Origin of the sequence: Serratia proteamaculans (genome assembly GCF_013337185.1) — a bacterium.
In the GTDB taxonomy this organism is placed as follows: Bacteria; Pseudomonadota; Gammaproteobacteria; order Enterobacterales; family Enterobacteriaceae; genus Serratia; species Serratia proteamaculans_D.
In genome coordinates this window covers 231,586-250,496 of record NZ_SWDE01000006.1, presented here as the reverse complement: position 1 = coordinate 250,496, position 18,911 = coordinate 231,586, and the positions used below count along the sequence as shown (strand labels likewise).

Here is an 18,911-nt window from a genome sequence, read left to right as displayed (position 1 = left end):
CGCGGCTACCCGTCGGTGTCCGCTGACGGTGCCCAATCCGGGTTATGCCACAGATGCAGCGTGGCGTAGGAGCGCCACGGCCGCCAGCGTTCGGCATAGTTTTCAATCTGGCGTGGCGTCATCCCAGGAAAGCGCTGTTTGATCAGATAATCCCCTGTCAGAAACACGTCCGGCCATGACCAGGCGCGCATGGCGATGTAACTGGCGGTCCAACTGCCAATCCCCGGCAACGCGGTCAACGCCTTGATCCCTTGCTCAATATCCAGCACGTTTTCCAACTGTAACCGCCCTTCGGTGACCGCCCGCGCGATGGCGATAATCGCCGCTGCGCGTTTCAATTGCACCCCCAACGGACGCAGCTCTTCGGGTTGCAGTTGTGCAATTTGCTCAGCGTTGGGAAACACATGAGTAATACCGGCGTAAGGCTGTTCCAGCGGCATACCCCAGCGTTCAGCCATGCGTCCGGCAAAGGTCGCCGCCATCTTGACGCTGACCAGCTGCCCGAGCACCGCCCGGGTCGCCTGTTCAAAGCTGTTGACGCAGCCGGGCAAGCGCAGACCCGGCGCATCGGCAGCAAGCAGCCCCAAAGCCTGAACGATCAGATCTGGTGCCGCATCGAGGTCAAACAGTTGGCGGATGCGACGCAGCACTTCCGTGGTCACCCGGCTGAGGGCTGGGGCAATCTCCACCCGCACCCGATTGTGACTCTCCTCCGGCTGCACGCTGACCCAGCCGTGATAATCAATACCGCCCTGAGTAATCGCGATCGCCCGCAGATACTGCTGCCCTTCCACTTTTTCCACCCCGCTCACCGCACGAGTTTGCAAAAAGCTCAACATACGCGGCCAGTCATAGGGCGGCCGGTAACCCAGATGAAATACCAGCCCGCTGGCTACGGTGCGTTCATTGCGGCCGCTGCTGCTGCGCAGCGCCGAGGGGATCAGCCGATAGCGTGCCTTGAACAACTCGTTGAAACGCCGCAGGCTGCCGAAACCGGCGGCAAACGCTACCTCACTCAGCGGCATATCGGTATCCGCCAGCAGCCGTTTGGCCTGTAACAGCCGGTGCGACTGGGCGTAATCAATCGGCGATGCACCAAACTGGTCGGCAAAGATACGCCGCAGGTGACGGTCGGAAATGCCCAAGCGTGCAGCCAGTTGCTCGCAGCTGTGCTCTGACAGATAGCCCTGTTCAATCAGCTGTACCGCGACCTGAGCATAGCGATTGCCCAGATCAATCAACGCCAGCCCCGGCGCCAATTCCGGCCGACACTTAAGACAGGGCCGAAACCCGGCCAGCTCCGCCGCCGCGGCGCTCGGGTAAAAGGTACAGTTCTCTATTTTCGGCGTGCGGGCACTGCACACCGGGCGGCAATAAATGCCGGTCGAAGAAACGCCGACAAAAAAGCGGCCGTCGAATTTGCGATCGCGCGCACTCAGTGCCTGATACAGCGCCTGTTGCTGGTTTTTCATGGCTAGGCTCGGGGTCAGTTTTTTGTTCATTATGCGGCTCGGCTGCTGCGCTGACGTGCGGGATTCGGACATTAAGTTAAGCACGCGCTCCCGTTCGCCGCTAAAATTTTCGTCTGTTATGCGCTAGCACGTTGCCCGAGGGGCAAGTCTCGGGTAAAGTCGCCCCCCTTCATCGGCATGGGGAGTGAGAAAAGACATGTTTATTGGATTCGATTACGGAACGGCCAACTGTTCCGTTGCAGTGATGCGTGATAACGGCCCCGAGCTGCTGACGTTGGAAAACAACGAACCCTATCTACCGTCGATGCTGTGCGCACCGACGCGTGAAGCCGTGAGCGAGTGTTTGCACCGTCACTGGCAAGTCCCCACCGGCAGCGAAGAGAACCAGCAACTGCTGCGCCGGGCGATCAACTACAACCGTGAAGAAGATATCCCGGTCGCCAGCAACAGCGTACTGTTCGGCCTGCAAGCGCTGGCACACTACGTTGAAGATCCGGAAGAGGTATATTTTGTTCGCTCACCGAAATCCTTCCTCGGTGCCAACGGCCTGAAGCCACAGCAGATCGCACTGTTTGAAGATCTGGTGTGCGCCATGATGTTCCACATCAAGCGCCAGGCGGAAAACGTCCTGCAGGACAGCATCAGTCAGGCGGTCATCGGTCGCCCGATCAACTTCCAGGGCATGGGCGGTGAAGATGCCAACCAGCAGGCGCAGGGCATTTTGCAACGCGCTGCCGAGCGTGCCGGGTTCAAAGACATTGAATTCCAGTTCGAACCGGTCGCGGCAGGCCTGGACTTCGAAGCCACGCTGACCGAAGAGAAAACCGTGCTGGTGGTAGACATCGGCGGCGGTACCACCGACTGTTCGGTGCTGCTGATGGGGCCACAATGGCGTGACCGCGCCGATCGCCAGCAAAGCCTGTTGGGGCACAGCGGTTGCCGCGTGGGCGGTAACGACCTGGATATCATGCTGGCATTCAAACAGCTGATGCCACTGTTCGGCATGGGCGGCGAAACCGGCAAGGGCATCGCCCTGCCTGCGCTACCTTACTGGAACGCGGTCGCCACCAACGACGTGCCGGCACAGAACGACTTTTACAGCGTCGCCAACGGCCGCATGCTGCGCGATCTGATCCGCGATGCTGCCGAGCCGGAAAAGGTCAAACGCCTGCTGAAAGTCCACCAGCAACGTCTGAGCTACCGTTTGGTGCGTGCGGCGGAGGAAAGCAAAATCGCCCTGTCCGCGCAGCAAAACATCAGCGCACCGCTGGCTTTCGTCCAGACTGATTTGGCGGAAACCATCAGCCAGGATCAGCTTGCTGAAGCCATTTCGCAGCCGCTACTGCGCATCCAGGAACAGGTCAGCGCTGCGCTGGCCAGCAGCCAGACCGCACCACAGGTGATTTATCTCACCGGCGGCAGCGCGCGCTCACCGCTGCTGCGCGCTGCGTTGCAACAGCAGTTGCCGGGCATTCCTATCGTCGGGGGCAACGACTTTGGCTCGGTCACCGCCGGGCTGGCACGCTGGGCGCAAACGCTGTTCCGTTAATGATCTCAGGGTGCTGATAAACCAAAAAAACGGCTAAACGGTAGGGGTCGAACATGTTCGACCCAATTTAACCCATTGATTATACTATTGGGCGCAGCATGCAGCGCCCCTACAATGAAACCACGGGGCACTTGGTTATTGGAGGAAAGTCGATGAGTGAAATACTCCCCTTCGAGAGTGACCGGTTGCTATTGCGCGCCTGGCGTGACGAAGATCTACCGGCATTTGCCGCCCTTAATGCCGATCCCCAGGTGATGCGTTATTTCCCTGCCCCGCTGACAGCTGAACAAAGCCACGCGCAAGCTGACAAAATTCGTCAGTACATGCAACAAAACGGCTGGGGTTTATGGGCGGTGGAAGAAAAAGATGGCGCGCCTTTTATCGGCTTTGTCGGGCTGGCTATCCCGGCGGAAGATCTGCCCTGCTCCCCCTGCATAGAAATTGGCTGGCGGTTAGCGGCAGCGCACTGGGGCAAAGGCTACGCCACTGAGGCCGCCCGCACCGCACTGCGCTACGCTTTCGAACAGCTGGATTTGGCTGAAGTGGTATCTTTCACCGCCGAGACCAACCAGCCATCGCGCCGGGTTATGGAACGTATTGGCATGACGTCCCGTGACGAAAGTTTCCTGCACCCACGGCTGCCGCAGGGCCATCCGCTGCAAAAACATATACTGTATCGGCTGGCGCAACAAACCTGGCGGGATAAATTCCACATCTAACCCCGCCAGCCGCTGTTGGTAAGATTACCAGGCGCTGGCCTGGTTCAGGGTACTGATATCCTCAGCATCCAACCGCAGACGGGTTGCGCTAACCAACTCATCCAACTGCTTTAGCGAAGTGGCGCTGACAATTGGCGCAGTGATGCTGGGTCGCGCTATCAGCCAGGCCAATGAAACCTGCGCCGGTGAAGTGTTGTGTTTCGCCGCAACCTTATCCAGCGCCGTCAAAATATTAAAACCACGCGGATTGAGGTATCGCTCAATAATAGTATCGCCACGCTGACTCTTGCCGATATCTTGCTCACTGCGGTACTTGCCGGTCAGGAAACCGCTGGCCAGCGAGAAGAAGTTAATCACCCCTAAGCCATGGCGTTGCGCCACTGCCTCCAGCCCCTGCTCGTAGCCTTCACGCGCATACAGGTTATATTCCGGCTGCAGGGTTTCGTAACGCGCCAACCCTTCCCGCTGGCTGACGTTCAGTGCCTCTTCCAGACGGTCGGCCTGATAGTTGGAAGCGCCTATCGCTCTCACCTTGCCGGCCTTGATCAGCGCATCAAACGCCGCCAGGGTTTCCGCCAGCGGCGTGTCCCGGTCGTCATCATGTGACTGATAAAGGTCGATATAATCGGTCTGCAAACGACGCAGTGAATCCTCAACCGCCTGCTGGATATAGCGTGGCGACAGCCCCTGTTTGCCTTCGCCCATCGGCTTGCCGACCTTGGTGGCAATGATGACCTGCTCGCGCTTACCGCTTTTTTTCAGCCACTGGCCAATGGTAGTTTCGGACTCTCCGCCCTGGTTGCCCGGAGCCCAGCTGGAATACACGTCGGCGGTATCGATAAAATTGAGCTGATTCTCCACCAGCGCATCCAGCAGGCTGAATGAGGTTTCGCGATCGGCAGTCCAGCCAAACACGTTACCGCCGAAGGTCAATGCCGGCACTTTGATGCCCGAACGGCCCAGTTCTCTGTTGCTCATTGCATTCTCCAAGGGAATAATGATTCGCATGGTAATTATTAACGCCAAACCAGAAAATACGCCAAAACGTATTGGCTATAAGTCGGATTAAGTCTCTTATAAGGCGGGTATGCACAAATCTGCAACTTATTAGGACAATGCTGACGGTTACTCCATATTTCCTTCATTTTTATGCCGTCTTGGCTGGCTAAACTAGTATTCTGTAAGGAGTGTAACTTTTTTGGCAATGAGTGCCCGCACGCCTGCCTTTTGGAGAGATTTTCGCCACCATGAATGCAAAAAACCCACGTCGTTCACTGATACTGCGCCTGCTGGTGGTGGTCATTGTGGCTATTGCCGCCGTGCTGATTTGGCGTCACTTCAGCGCTTCGCGACCGGCGGCGGATGCCGCGCCGGGTGCCCGCCAAGCAGCTAATGGCAAGGCTGCCGGTGGCCGACGCGGGGCACCGATGTCACCGGTGCAGGCGGCCACCGTCACACAGCAAACGGTGCCACGCTATCTTTCCGGACTGGGCACCGCGACCGCCGCCAACACCGTAACCGTTACCAGTCGGGTTGACGGCCAATTGATGGCTATCCACTTTACCGAAGGCCAACAGGTCAAGGCCGGCGATTTGCTGGTGGAAATCGACCCGCGCCCGTTTGAAGTGCAGCTGACCCAGGCGTTGGGGCAACTGGCAAAAGACCAGGCCACGCTCGCTAATGCCCGGCGCGATTTGGCGCGTTACCAGCAACTGGCCAAAACCAATCTGGTTTCACGCCAGGATCTGGATACCCAATTGTCATTAGTGCAACAGACTGAGGGAGCGATCAAAGCCGATCAGGGCACGGTCGACAGTGCCAAACTGCAAATCACCTACAGCCGAATCACCGCGCCGATTGACGGTCGCGTCGGCCTGAAACTGGTGGATGTCGGCAATTACATCACCAGCGGCAGCACGACCGGCATTGTGGTGATCACCCAAACTCATCCGATCGACGTGGTGTTTACTCTGCCGGAAGCCAATATCAGCGACTTGATCAAAGCGCAAAAAGCCGGCCCGGTCAGCGTCGAAGCCTGGGATCGCACCAACCAAAATCAACTGGCAACCGGTTCGTTGCTGAGCCTGGATAACCAGATTGATACCACCACCGGCACCATCAAACTCAAGGCGCGTTTCACCAACCAGGACGATGCGCTGTTTCCCAACCAGTTTGTTAATGCACGCCTGAAGGTGGCGACGCTGCACGATGCCATGGTCATCCCAACCGCGGCGCTGCAAATGGGCAACGAGGGCAACTTCGTCTGGACCCTGAGTGAAGAGAACAAGGTCAGCAAGCACCTGGTTACCACCGGCATGCAGGACAGCCAGCAGGTAGTGATCAACGCCGGTCTGAACGTCGGCGATCGGGTGGTGACCGACGGTATCGATCGCCTGACCGAGGGCATGCAGGTTGAGGTCGTCACGCCGCAAAAGACCCCGGCAGCGACTCAATCCGGCCACCCATCGCGTACTCAGGGGAAATCCTGATGCAGGTGATGCCACCTAACCCCGGCGGTGGCCCCTCCCGCCTGTTTATTCTGCGCCCGGTCGCGACCACGCTGTTGATGGTGGCGATCCTGTTGGCGGGGATTATCGGTTATCGCGCTCTGCCGGTTTCCGCCCTGCCGGAAGTCGACTATCCGACCATTCAGGTGGTCACGCTGTACCCCGGTGCCAGCCCGGACGTGGTCACCTCTGCCATCACCGCCCCGCTGGAGCGCCAGTTTGGTCAGATGTCCGGCCTGAAACAGATGGCGTCGCAAAGCTCCGGCGGCGCCTCGGTAGTGACGCTGCAATTCCAGCTTGAGCTGCCGCTCGACGTCGCCGAACAGGAAGTGCAGGCGGCGATCAACTCCGCCACCAACCTGTTACCAAGCGATCTGCCCTATCCGCCGATTTACAGCAAGGTTAACCCTGCCGATCCGCCGATCCTGACGCTGGCCGTGACTTCATCCGCCATACCGATGACTCAGGTGGAAGACATGGTGGAAACCCGCGTCGCGCAGAAAATATCGCAGGTCACCGGCGTCGGGCTGGTCACGATATCCGGTGGTCAGCGGCCAGCGGTGCGCGTAAAACTTAATGCCGCGGCCGTTGCCGCCTACGGCCTGGACAGCGAAACCATCCGCACCGCCATCAGCAATGCCAACGTCAACTCCGCCAAAGGCAGCCTGGATGGCCCGACGCGCTCGGTCACGCTGTCCGCCAACGATCAGATGAAGTCTGCCGACGATTACCGCCAACTGATTGTTGCCTACCAAAACGGTGCGGCGATCCGTCTGCAAGATATCGCCACCATCGAACAAGGCGCAGAAAACACCCGCCTGGCGGCCTGGGCCAACAAACAACCGGCGATTGTGCTGAACATTCAGCGCCAGCCGGGGGTGAACGTGATCACCACCGCCGACAGCATCCGCGAGATGCTGCCTACTCTGATTAAAAGCCTGCCGAAGTCGGTCGACGTCAAGGTACTGACCGATCGCACCACCACCATCCGTGCCTCGGTCAGCGACGTGCAGTTCGAACTGTTGCTGGCGGTGGCGCTGGTGGTGATGGTGATTTATGTGTTCCTGCGCAACGTGCCGGCCACCATTATTCCGAGCGTGGCGGTACCGCTGTCGTTGATCGGTACCTTTGCCGCCATGTACTTCCTGGGCTTCTCAATTAACAACCTGACGCTGATGGCATTGACCATCGCCACCGGATTTGTGGTCGATGACGCCATCGTGGTGATCGAGAACATCTCGCGCTATATCGAAAAAGGGGAAAAACCGCTCGACGCGGCATTGAAAGGAGCCGGTGAAATCGGCTTCACCATTATCTCGCTGACCTTCTCACTGGTGGCAGTACTGATCCCGCTGCTGTTTATGGGCGATATCGTCGGCCGACTGTTCCGCGAATTTGCGGTAACGCTGGCGGTGGCGATTTTGATTTCCGCCGTGGTTTCTCTGACGCTGACACCAATGATGTGCGCGCGTATGCTGAGCCACGAATCGCTGCGTAAGCAGAACCGTTTTTCCGCTGCCTCCGAACGTTTCTTTGATCGGGTTATCGCCCGCTACGGTAAATGGCTGAAAACGGTGCTGAATCACCCGTGGCTGACGCTCGGCGTGGCATTCAGCACGCTGGTGCTCACCGTCTTGCTGTACCTGCTGATCCCGAAAGGCTTCTTCCCGGTGCAGGACAACGGCATCATTCAGGGCACGCTGGAAGCGCCGCAGTCGGTGTCATTCAGCAATATGGCCGAACGCCAACAGCAGGTGGCGGCAGAAATTCTTAAAGATCCGGCAGTGGAAAGCCTGACGTCGTTTGTGGGCGTCGACGGCACCAACGCCACGCTCAACAGCGGCCGACTGCAGATCAACCTCAAACCCTTAAGCGAACGTGCAGACCGCATTCCGGCCATCATCACCCGCCTGCAACAAATGAGTACCCAGTTCCCCGGCGTGAAACTGTATCTGCAGCCGGTACAGGATTTGACTATCGATACTCAGGTCAGCCGCACCCAGTACCAGTTCACCCTGCAGGCCATGTCGCTGGACGATCTCAGCCTGTGGGTTCCGCAGTTGATGGCGGAACTGAAACAAACGCCACAGTTGGCGGACGTGACCAGCAACTGGCAGGACCAAGGCCTGGTGGCCTATGTCAACGTCGATCGCGATTCGGCCTCTCGCCTCGGCATCAGTATGAGCGACGTGGATAATGCGCTGTATAACGCCTTTGGTCAGCGGTTGATCTCCACCATTTACACCCAGGCCAACCAGTACCGCGTAGTGCTGGAACATGACGTCAGCACCACCCCAGGGCTGGCGGCGCTGAATGATATCCGTCTGACCAGCAGCAACGGAACCATAGTGCCACTGAGCACCATCGCCAAAATTGAACAGCGCTTCGGGCCGCTGTCGGTTAACCATCTGGATCAGTTCCCGGCGGCCACCATCTCCTTTAACGTGGCGGGTAATTATTCGCTCGGTGAAGCGGTCGACGCCATCACCCTGGCGGAAAAAAATCTCAACCTGCCGAAAGACATCACCACCCAATTCCAGGGCGCAACGCTGGCGTTCCAGGCAGCGCTGGGCGGCACCTTATGGCTGATCCTGGCGGCAGTCGTGGCGATGTATATCGTGCTGGGCGTGCTGTATGAGAGCTTTATTCACCCGGTAACTATTCTCTCTACCCTGCCCACCGCCGGGGTCGGCGCCCTGCTGGCGCTGATGATGTCCGGCAGCGAACTGGATGTGATCGCCATTATCGGCATCATTTTGCTGATCGGCATCGTGAAGAAAAACGCCATCATGATGATCGACTTTGCCCTGGCCGCCGAACGGGAACAGGGAATGACGCCGTATGACGCGATTTATCAGGCCTGTCTGCTGCGTTTCAGGCCGATCCTGATGACCACGCTGGCTGCGTTGCTGGGCGCCCTGCCGCTGATGCTCAGCACCGGCGTCGGCGCGGAGCTGCGCCACCCACTCGGGGTCTGTATGGTCGGCGGGCTGGTGATGAGCCAGATCCTGACGCTGTTCACCACGCCGGTTATCTACCTGCTGTTTGACAAGCTGGCGCGTAACACTCGTCACCAGCCGGATGTGCAGGAGCTGCCGTGAAATTCTTCGCCCTGTTTATCTATCGGCCGGTCGCCACTACGCTGCTGACATTGGCCATCGCCATCAGCGGCGTGATCAGCTTCAGCCTGCTGCCGGTCTCGCCGTTGCCGCAGGTCGACTATCCGGTGATTTCAATCAGCGCTTCACTACCGGGTGCTGACCCAGAGACCATGGCCTCGTCGGTGGCAACGCCGCTGGAACGGGCGCTGGGCCGGATTGCCGGGGTCAATGAGATGACCTCGATGAGTTCGCTGGGCAGCACCAGAGTGATTCTGCAGTTCGATCTCGATCGTGATATCAACGGCGCCGCGCGTGACGTGCAGGCGGCAATTAACGCCGCACAGAGCCTGCTGCCCACCGGTATGCCAAGCCGCCCCAGCTACCGTAAGGTTAACCCGTCCGATGCGCCGATCATGATCCTGACGCTGACCTCGGATACCTACAGCCAGGGCCAGCTTTACGATTTTGCCTCTACCCAATTGGCACAGAAAATCGCCCAGACCGAAGGGGTGGGCGACGTCTCGGTTGGCGGTAGCTCACTGCCTGCGGTGCGGGTCGAACTCAACCCAAGCGCCCTGTTCAATCAGGGCATATCACTAGATGCCGTACGCCAGACCATCAGCAATGCCAACGTGCGCAGGCCACAAGGCGCGGTGGAGGATCCTCAGCAGCGCTGGCAGCTCCAGGCCAACGACGAGTTGAAAACCGCCAATGCCTATCGGCCGCTGATTATCCACTACAACAACGGCTCGGCGGTGCGCCTGAGCGACGTGGCCGAAGTCAACGACTCGGTACAGGACGTGCGCAACGCCGGGATGACCAATGCCAAGCCGGCGATTATTCTGGCCATCAGCCGGGCGCCGGATGCCAATATCATTGAAACCGTCGATCGGATCCGCGCCGAACTGCCCGCGCTGCAAGACAATATCCCGGCGTCGATCCAATTGAATATCGCCCAGGACCGCTCACCGACCATCCGCGCCTCACTGGCCGAGGTGGAGCAGTCGCTGGTGATCGCCATCGGGCTGGTGATCCTGGTGGTGTTCATCTTCCTGCGTTCCGGCCGCGCTACTCTGATCCCGGCGGTAGCGGTTCCGGTCTCGCTGATCGGCTCCTTCACCGCCATGTATCTGTGCGGTTTTAGTCTCAATAACCTGTCGCTGATGGCGCTGACCATCGCTACCGGCTTCGTGGTCGACGACGCTATCGTGGTGCTGGAGAATATTTCTCGCCACATCGAGGCCGGCATGAAACCCATTAATGCGGCGCTGGTCGGGGTGCGTGAAGTGGGCTTCACCGTGCTGTCGATGAGCGTGTCGCTGGTGGCGGTGTTTATTCCGCTGCTGCTGATGGAAGGCCTGCCCGGCCGCCTGTTCCGCGAGTTTGCCGTCACTCTGTCGGTGTCGATCGGGCTGTCGCTGATTATCTCGCTGACGCTGACCCCGATGATGTGCGCCTACCTGCTGCGCCACCAACCGCCGCGCTCGCAGCGGCGCATACGCGGCTTCGGTAAAATGCTGTTGGCGTTGCAAAAGGGGTATGGCCGTTCGCTAAGCTGGGTACTTGGCCACTCGCGCTGGGTGCTGGCGGTGTTTCTGGCCACCATCGCGCTCAACGTGTGGTTGTACGTCAGTATTCCAAAAACCTTCTTCCCGGAGCAGGATACCGGCCGGCTGATGGGCTTTATCCAGGCCGATCAGAGTATTTCCTTCCAGGCGATGCGCGTTAAGCTGGAAGATTTCATGAAAATCGTGCGTGAAGATCCGGATGTGGAAAACGTCACCGGTTTCACCGGCGGCTCACGCACCAACAGCGGTTCGATGTTTATCTCGTTGAAACCCCTGTCGGTGCGCAGCGATGATGCACAGAAAGTGATCGCCCGCCTGCGCGCCAAATTGGCCAAAGAGCCGGGTGCCAGCCTGTTCCTGATGGCGGTGCAGGATATCCGCGTCGGTGGTCGGCAGGCTAATGCCAGCTACCAGTACACGCTGCTGGCAGATGACCTCGCCGCACTCCGCGAGTGGGAACCGAAAATCCGCACCGCGCTGGCCGCCTTGCCGGAGCTGGCCGACGTCAACTCCGATCAGCAGGACAAAGGCTCGGAAATGGATTTGGTTTACGATCGCGAGACCATGGCCCGGCTGGGGATTTCGGTTTCAGACGCCAATAACCTGCTGAACAACGCCTTCGGTCAGCGCCAGATTTCGACCATCTACCAGCCGCTCAATCAGTACAAAGTGGTCATGGAAGTCGCACCGCCCTATACCCAGGACGTCAGTTCGCTGGACAAGATGTTTGTGATCAACAAGGACGGCAAGGCGATCCCGCTGTCCTACTTCGCCAGTTGGCGACCGGCCAATGCGCCGCTGTCGGTCAACCATCAGGGGTTGTCGGCCGCCTCGACCATCTCGTTTAACCTGCCCGATGGCGGCAGCCTGTCTGACGCCACCGCCGCCGTAGAGCGCAGTATGACGGCGCTCGGCGTCCCCGCTACCGTTCGTGGTGCCTTTGCCGGTACCGCTCAGGTCTTCCAGGAAACGCTGAAATCCCAGTTGCTGCTGATCGCCGCCGCCATCGCCACGGTGTATATCGTGCTAGGCATTCTCTATGAAAGCTATATTCACCCGCTGACCATCCTGTCCACCCTGCCCTCTGCCGGAGTCGGCGCACTGCTGGCGCTGGAGCTGTTCGGCGCACCGTTCAGCCTGATTGCGCTGATCGGCATTATGCTGCTGATCGGCATAGTGAAAAAAAATGCCATCATGATGGTCGACTTTGCCCTGGATGCACAACGCAACGGCGGTATCAGCGCACATGACGCCATTTTCCAGGCTTGCCTGCTGCGTTTCAGGCCAATAATGATGACCACGCTGGCGGCACTTTTCGGCGCACTGCCCCTGGTGTTGACCCACGGCGATGGCGCCGAGTTACGTCAACCGCTCGGTATCACCATCGTCGGGGGGCTGATCGTCAGCCAACTGCTGACGCTCTACACCACCCCGGTGGTTTACCTGTATTTTGACCGGCTGCAGATGAAGTTCCGTCGCGGCAAGAAACTGGATCCTTTGCCCCAATAATGGCTGATTGATGCTGATAAAACACACCGCCTCAGTACAGTGGCAACTCTGGATTGTGGCCTTCGGCTTTTTTATGCAGACGCTGGACACCACCATCGTCAACACCGCCCTGCCGTCGATGGCCGTCAGCCTGGGGGAGAACCCGCTGCGCATGCAGTCGGTGATCGTCTCCTATGTGCTGACGGTGGCGGTGATGTTGCCGGCCAGCGGCTGGCTGGCGGATCGGGTTGGCGTGCAGCGGGTATTCTTCAGCGCCATCGTGCTGTTCACTTTGGGTTCAATCCTGTGCGCCCGCTCAGAAACGCTGAACGAATTGATCGCCTCACGCGTGGTTCAGGGTATCGGCGGTGCAATGATGGTGCCGGTCGGTCGGTTGACGGTGATGAAAATCGTCCCGCGCGAACAATATATGGCGGCAATGACCTTCGTCACCCTGCCCGGCCAAATAGGTCCGCTGATGGGGCCGGCGCTGGGCGGTTTTTTGGTGCAGTACGCCAGTTGGCACTGGATTTTCCTGATCAATATTCCGGTGGGGATCGCCGGGGCCATCGCCACGCTGCTGCTGATGCCCAACTACCGCATGCAGACCCGGCGCTTCGACATCAGCGGTTTTATCATGCTGGCAATCGGTATGGCAACGCTGACGCTGGCGCTTGACGGCCACAAAGGCATGGGGCTGTCCGCTGCCGCCATCGCCGGGCTGGTGGTGGCTGGCATAGCGGCGCTAGCGGGATACTGGTGGCATGCCCACGGCAACAGCCGGGCCCTGTTCTCGCTGCGTCTGTTCAAAACCCAGACCTACAAGGTCGGGCTGACAGCCAGCCTGCTGGGCCGTATCGGCAGCGGCATGCTGCCGTTTATGACACCGCTGTTTATGCAGGTCGGGATGGGCTTTTCCCCGTTCCATGCCGGACTGATGATGATCCCGATGATCATCGGCAGCATGGGGATGAAACGCATAGTGGTGCGGGTGGTCAACCGTTTCGGTTACCGCAACGTGCTGGTGGCCGCAACGCTGATGCTGGCGTTTGTCAGCCTGAGCTTCCCACTGGTGGCCATGATCGGCTGGATCTGGCTGCTGCCGGTGGTGCTGTTCTTCCAGGGCATGGTTAACTCACTGCGCTTCTCGGCGATGAATACCCTGACGCTGAAAGATTTGCCGGACCGGCTGGCCAGCAGCGGCAACAGCCTGCTGTCGATGGTGATGCAACTATCGATGAGCCTTGGTGTCAGCATCGCCGGTATTCTGATCGGCAGCTTCGCCCATCACCAGGTGGTCACCGACAGCCCGGCTATCCACAGCGCATTTATTTACAGCTACTGCTGCATGGCGTTAATCATCGCCCTGCCCGCACTGGCCTTCGCCCGCGTCCCGGCCGATACCACCACTAACCGTACGCTGACCAAAGAGCCGGGTACAGGCTCCACGAGGTTGCAATAATGAAAATAGGCATTACCGGTAAACTGTTCATGGCGATTTTCGCCACCTGCATGCTGGTGTTAATCACCATGCACTGGGGTGTACGTGTCAGCTTCGAGCGGGGTTTTATCGACTACATCAAAAACAGCAACGAACAACGCATCAACATGCTGGGTGAAGCGCTGGAAGAGCAGTACAGCCGCCACGGCAACTGGGTCTTTCTGCGCAATAACGATCAGGTGGTTTACCAGATCATGCGTTCGTTCGAACAAAACAGCGACAGCAGCCACAATCTGCCACCCAAGGGCTGGCGTACCCAGTTCTGGGTGGTAGACAGCCAGTTTAACCGGTTGGTGGGGCATTCCGGCCCGCTGCCAAAGGAAGGCCCGCGTCATCCCATCCGCTACAACAATGAAATTGTCGGCTGGGTGCTTACCACCCCGGTAGAGAGGCTGACGCGTAATACCGACATCAACTTCGACCAACAGCAAAGACGCACCAGTTGGATGATTGTCGCCCTCTCCACCCTGCTGGCAGCGGCGGTGACCTGGCTGATGTCGCGCGGATTACTGGCGCCGGTCAAACGCCTGGTCGCAGGCACCCATCGGCTGGCTGCGGGGGATTTCAGCACCCGCGTGGCGGTCAGCAGCCAGGATGAACTGGGCCGACTGGCGCTGGACTTCAACCAGCTTGCCACCTCGCTGGAAAAAAATGAACAGATGCGGCGCGCCGTGATGGCCGACGTCTCGCACGAATTACGCACCCCACTGGCGGTGTTGCGCGGCGAACTTGAGGCCTTGCAAGATGGCGTGCGTCAACCCACCCCGGCCTCACTCAGCTCACTGCTGGCAGAGGTCGCCACCCTGACCAAGCTGGTGGATGACCTGCACCAGCTGTCGTTATCCGATCTCGGCGCGCTCGCCTACCGTAAATCACCGGTCGACTGTGTGCACCTGCTGCAAGTTGCGGTCGCCAGCTTCCGCGACCGGTTCCACGCCAAGGGGCTGGAAATCGTGACCCGGCTACCGGAGCAGGCACCGCTGTTTGGCGACCCCGACCGGCTTAATCAGCTGTTTAACAACCTGCTGGAAAACAGCCTGCGTTATACCGACGCAGACGGTAAGCTGGAGATCGGCGCTGAATCGTTGCCGGGCCGCCTGCTAATTTATTGGCAGGACAGCGCGCCGGGCGTCAATGACGAGCAACTGGCACTCATTTTTGAACGCTTCTACCGTACCGAAGGTTCGCGTAATCGCGCCAGCGGCGGCTCCGGACTGGGGCTATCGATCTGTCAAAACATAGTGGAAGCACACAACGGGAAGATCTACGCACAGCACTCGCCTTTGGGCGGCGTGCGGATTACGGTAGAATTCGCCACCCCGGTAATGAATAAGGCGTCATGATGGAAACCCAGAACCAGCCGTTGCAAATTATGATTGTTGAAGATGAACCCAAGCTGGGCCAACTGCTGGTGGACTACCTGCAGGCTGCGGGATACGCCACGCATTGGCTGACCAATGGCAGCGAAGTGGTACCGGCGGTACATGCTCACTCCCCTGCCTTGATCCTGCTGGATCTGATGCTGCCGGGCAGTGATGGCTTGACGGTTTGCCGTGAACTGCGTCGTTTTACCGATATTCCGGTGGTGATGGTGACGGCGAAAATCGAGGAGATCGATCGCCTGCTGGGGCTGGAGATCGGCGCAGATGATTATATCTGCAAGCCTTACAGCCCACGTGAAGTGGTCGCCCGGGTGAAAACCATTCTGCGTCGTTGCTATCGCCCGTTGGATAATACGCAGGAAGAAACCCAGCTTCACATTGATGAACCGCGCTTTCAGGCCAGCTATCAGGGCCAAATGCTGGATCTCACCCCGGCCGAGTTTCGCCTGCTGAAAACGCTGGCCAGCCAGCCGGGCAACGTGTTCTCACGTGAGCAACTGCTGAATAACCTGTATGACGACTACCGGGTCGTCACCGACCGCACCATCGACAGCCATATCAAAAACCTGCGGCGCAAGCTGGAGCTGATCGACGGCGAAAAATCCTTTATCCGTTCAGTGTACGGCGTGGGCTATCGCTGGGAAGCCGAGCCTTGTCGGCTGGTGAATGGGCTTTAAGTCCAGTCTTCTACTGCCAGGCCCGGCACCATGGCGAACGCCTTATCGTTAGTGACTATTGTCGCACCACGGCTTTGCGCGTGTGCGGCAATAAGCTGATCCAAAGCCCCCATCACCCGTCCGTTTTTCGTCATCTCCGCCCGCATAGCGCCATAGCAATGCGCAGCTTCGCTGTCCCAGGCATAGACCGTCACGGAATCCAGGAATGCCGCGACCGTCGCTTTCAGCGTCAGGCTCTGCCGTTTGGCGACGCCATAGAGCAATTCCGCCTCGGTGATGCTGGAAATACAGACCGCAGAAGGCGGGATCTTTTCCATTAAGCCGAGCAGACGAGGGTGCCGGCGAAACAGCTGGCTGACGGTGTTGGTATCAAACATATACATGCTTATTCATCCCCGGCAAACGGATCGCGGGTGGCCATCCCCTGCTGACGCTCCTCCGCGGTCAGGAAGTCCTGCGGCACCTGAGTTTGTGCGATCATTTGCAGCAACGGGGCCCAGCTGTCAGGTTTCGCCGGATATTTTGATAAAATCACGTTCCCCTCCCGATCGCGGCGGATATACACGCGATCTGTGTCGAATTCGAATTCCACGGGCAATCTCACCGCCTGATTTCTGCCGTTTTTAAACAGCTTCGCGATTCTTTCCATTTCCATCTCCTCTGTCAGGCATAGGCCTAAGCATATGCCTGTTGAGAGTCGATGCCAAGATGCCGTGATCATTTTTTAACCACCACTTACACAGCGGGCCAACCTTAACGCGTCACCGTCGCCGGCGAAATACGGCCCTGGCAAGAATGCGGCAAGCTGCGCAAACTTTCGGCATCACAATCCGCCATTAGCATCTCGTGCTACAGCACTTTTCGCTGGCTGAAACTCAACGCCAGCGCAAAAAAATCGCCTGTTTTTTGCGCTACTGTGCGCAAGTCAGGTTTATTAGCCGCCCAATTTCAAGCTATTGGCTACACTTACATCACTTATCGGAACCCACAGGAGAGGAACCATGGCAATCGGTCACTATGAGCTGAAAAAAGCAAAGAATGGACAGTACCACTTCAACCTGAAAGCCAGTAATGGCGAAATCATTCTGGCCAGTGAAATGTACGCCAGCAAGGCCTCGGCGGAAAATGGCATTGCCTCGGTGCAAACCAATTCTCCCCACGAAGCGCAATATGAACTCAAGCACAGCACCAGCAATCAGCCTTACTTTGTGCTGAAAGCCAAAAACCATCAGGTGATTGGCGTCAGCGAAATGTACAGCTCTGAAACAGCGGCAAAAAACGGTATTCAGTCGGTAATCAAGAACGGCCCGAACACTGACGTGCGCGATTTGAGCGCATAACATCATCTGGGCGACGCGCGATGGTCAGCATCGCGCGTTTTTCTTATGACCAGGATCAATCTCCCTGTAATAAATCCGGTTACCTGCTGATTTCTTGCCGCTCTGCCGCTACAATCCCCCGCTTTTACTGCGCCATTTGGTGGTGCGGTACTGACCTGAAATCAGACCGAGACTCATTATGTTTACACCGGAACTCCTCTCCCCGGCGGGTACGCTGAAAAACATGCGTTACGCCTTTGCCTATGGTGCAGACGCCGTTTATGCCGGCCAACCGCGTTACAGCCTGCGGGTGCGCAACAACGAATTCAATCACGAGAACCTGGCGCAGGGGATTAACGAAGCCCACGCGCTGGGCAAAAGATTCTACGTGGTGGTGAATATCGCCCCGCACAACGCCAAGCTGAAAACCTTCCTGCGCGATCTTAAACCGGTGATAGACATGGGCCCGGACGCGCTGATCATGTCCGATCCCGGCCTGATCATGATGGTGCGCGAAGCCTTCCCGCAGATGGACATTCATTTGTCGGTACAGGCGAACGCGGTTAACTGGGCGACGGTGAAATTCTGGCAGCAAATGGGGCTGACGCGAGTGATCCTGTCGCGCGAGCTGTCGCTGGAGGAGATCGCCGAGATCCGCAGCCAGGTACCGGAGATGGAACTGGAAATCTTCGTCCACGGTGCTCTGTGCATGGCCTATTCCGGCCGCTGCCTGTTGTCCGGATATATCAACAAGCGCGACCCTAATCAGGGTACCTGCACCAACGCCTGTCGCTGGCAGTACAAAGCGGAAGAAGGCAAAGAGGACGAGACAGGTAACATCGTACATATGCATGAGCCGATCCCGGTGCAGACCGTAGAGCCGACGTTGGGCATCGGTGCGCCGACCGACAAAGTGTTTATGCTGTCCGAAGCGCAAAAGCCGGATGAATACATGAGCGCCTTTGAAGATGAACACGGCACCTACATCATGAACTCGAAGGATTTACGTGCCATCCAGCATGTGGAACGCCTGACTCAGCTCGGCGTGCATTCGCTGAAAATCGAAGGCCGCACCAAATCCTTCTACTACTGCGCGCGTACCGCACAAGTCTATCGCCGCGCCATCGACGATGCCGTCGCGGGCAAGCCATTCGATCCCACCCTGCTCACCACGCTGGAAGGTCTGGCCCACCGGGGTTACACCGAAGGTTTCCTGCGCCGTCATGTGCATGAAGCTCAGCAAAACTACGATTACGGTTCCTCACTGTCTGAACGCCAGCAGTTTGTCGGTGAGTTCACCGGCGTCCGCCGTGATGGTTGGGCAGAAGTGGATGTTAAAAACAAGTTCATGGTCGGCGACAGTGTCGAGATGATGACCCCCGGCGGTAACGTCTTGTTTACCCTGGAGAGCATGCAAAATAAGAAAGGTGAAGCAATCGATGTGGCTCCGGGCAACGGGCATATCGTTTATTTGCCAATTCCGTCAGATATCGATCTCAATTACGCGTTGCTGATCCGCAATTTGCCGGATACCAATAGTCCTGCGGTGTAAAAATTCCGCGAGCCACCATTTAATCGCGGTTTTTGGCAAATATTAGAATTAGATCACATCAATTAGTGCGCAGCTT

14 protein-coding genes are annotated in these 18,911 nt (G+C 58.1%); 10 read left to right on the top strand and 4 right to left on the bottom strand.

The genetic code is table 11. From position 1 onward, the window contains the following. Positions 1 to 5 precede the first annotated feature (5 nt). Positions 6 to 1,502, bottom strand: coding sequence for a DNA-3-methyladenine glycosylase 2 (alkA, locus tag FCL49_RS20925; protein ID WP_174354986.1), 1,497 nt, complete (start codon positions 1,500 to 1,502; stop codon positions 6 to 8). Positions 1,503 to 1,668: 166 nt separating this feature from the next. Here alkA and yegD point away from each other — a divergent pair, with 166 nt between their 5' ends. Next, positions 1,669 to 3,021: a molecular chaperone gene (gene yegD / locus FCL49_RS20920; protein ID WP_174354985.1), complete on the top strand. Its 1,353-nt coding sequence runs from the start codon at positions 1,669 to 1,671 to the stop codon at positions 3,019 to 3,021. 152 nt (positions 3,022 to 3,173) lie between these two features. Continuing rightward, positions 3,174 to 3,740: a GNAT family N-acetyltransferase gene (locus tag FCL49_RS20915; protein WP_174354984.1), complete on the top strand. Its 567-nt coding sequence runs from the start codon at positions 3,174 to 3,176 to the stop codon at positions 3,738 to 3,740. 24 nt (positions 3,741 to 3,764) lie between these two features. Here the strand turns inward: FCL49_RS20915 and FCL49_RS20910 are convergent, their stop codons facing one another. Then, on the bottom strand, positions 3,765 to 4,718 hold the full coding sequence (locus FCL49_RS20910; protein WP_174354983.1) for an aldo/keto reductase: 954 nt from the start codon (positions 4,716 to 4,718) through the stop codon (positions 3,765 to 3,767). Positions 4,719 to 4,987: 269 nt separating this feature from the next. Here FCL49_RS20910 and FCL49_RS20905 point away from each other — a divergent pair, with 269 nt between their 5' ends. From FCL49_RS20905 to baeR, 6 genes are read left to right on the top strand one after another with little or no spacing between them, the layout of a single operon-like run. Further along, positions 4,988 to 6,229, top strand: coding sequence for an MdtA/MuxA family multidrug efflux RND transporter periplasmic adaptor subunit (locus FCL49_RS20905; RefSeq protein ID WP_174354982.1), 1,242 nt, complete (start codon positions 4,988 to 4,990; stop codon positions 6,227 to 6,229). After that, complete coding sequence (locus tag FCL49_RS20900) at positions 6,229 to 9,348, top strand: MdtB/MuxB family multidrug efflux RND transporter permease subunit (protein ID WP_174354981.1); 3,120 nt, start codon at positions 6,229 to 6,231, stop codon at positions 9,346 to 9,348. Before FCL49_RS20905 ends, FCL49_RS20900 begins: the two co-directional genes overlap by 1 nt. Next, entirely contained in the window at positions 9,345 to 12,425 is a 3,081-nt protein-coding gene (mdtC, locus tag FCL49_RS20895; RefSeq protein ID WP_174354980.1) for a multidrug efflux RND transporter permease subunit MdtC, read from the top strand. The genes FCL49_RS20900 and mdtC overlap by 4 nt, the downstream gene beginning before the upstream one ends. A gap of 10 nt (positions 12,426 to 12,435) precedes the next feature. Beyond that, positions 12,436 to 13,866, top strand: a complete 1,431-nt coding sequence (locus FCL49_RS20890; RefSeq protein ID WP_174354979.1) for an MFS transporter — start codon at positions 12,436 to 12,438, stop codon at positions 13,864 to 13,866. Beyond that, on the top strand, positions 13,866 to 15,248 hold the full coding sequence (gene baeS, locus FCL49_RS20885; RefSeq protein WP_174354978.1) for a two-component system sensor histidine kinase BaeS: 1,383 nt from the start codon (positions 13,866 to 13,868) through the stop codon (positions 15,246 to 15,248). The genes FCL49_RS20890 and baeS overlap by 1 nt, the downstream gene beginning before the upstream one ends. Further along, a complete protein-coding gene (gene baeR, locus FCL49_RS20880; protein WP_041418654.1) occupies positions 15,248 to 15,964 on the top strand; it encodes a two-component system response regulator BaeR in 717 nt (238 codons plus the stop codon). The genes baeS and baeR overlap by 1 nt, the downstream gene beginning before the upstream one ends. Here the strand turns inward: baeR and FCL49_RS20875 are convergent. Together FCL49_RS20875 and FCL49_RS20870 are read right to left on the bottom strand one after the other, a co-directional pair. Next, positions 15,961 to 16,347 (bottom strand): type II toxin-antitoxin system VapC family toxin, encoded by a 387-nt coding sequence (locus FCL49_RS20875; RefSeq protein WP_012146267.1) that lies wholly within the window; start codon positions 16,345 to 16,347, stop codon positions 15,961 to 15,963. The genes baeR and FCL49_RS20875 overlap by 4 nt on opposite strands. Positions 16,348 to 16,349: 2 nt before the next feature. Then, on the bottom strand, positions 16,350 to 16,613 hold the full coding sequence (locus FCL49_RS20870; RefSeq protein WP_174354977.1) for an antitoxin: 264 nt from the start codon (positions 16,611 to 16,613) through the stop codon (positions 16,350 to 16,352). 352 nt (positions 16,614 to 16,965) lie between these two features. On the opposite strand from FCL49_RS20870, the gene FCL49_RS20865 reads away from it, so the two are divergent. Together FCL49_RS20865 and trhP are read left to right on the top strand one after the other, a co-directional pair. Further along, on the top strand, positions 16,966 to 17,304 hold the full coding sequence (locus FCL49_RS20865; protein WP_037417767.1) for a YegP family protein: 339 nt from the start codon (positions 16,966 to 16,968) through the stop codon (positions 17,302 to 17,304). Between the two features lie 178 nt (positions 17,305 to 17,482). Further along, positions 17,483 to 18,835 (top strand): prephenate-dependent tRNA uridine(34) hydroxylase TrhP, encoded by a 1,353-nt coding sequence (gene trhP / locus FCL49_RS20860; protein WP_174354976.1) that lies wholly within the window; start codon positions 17,483 to 17,485, stop codon positions 18,833 to 18,835. The last annotated feature ends 76 nt before the right edge of the window (positions 18,836 to 18,911 follow it).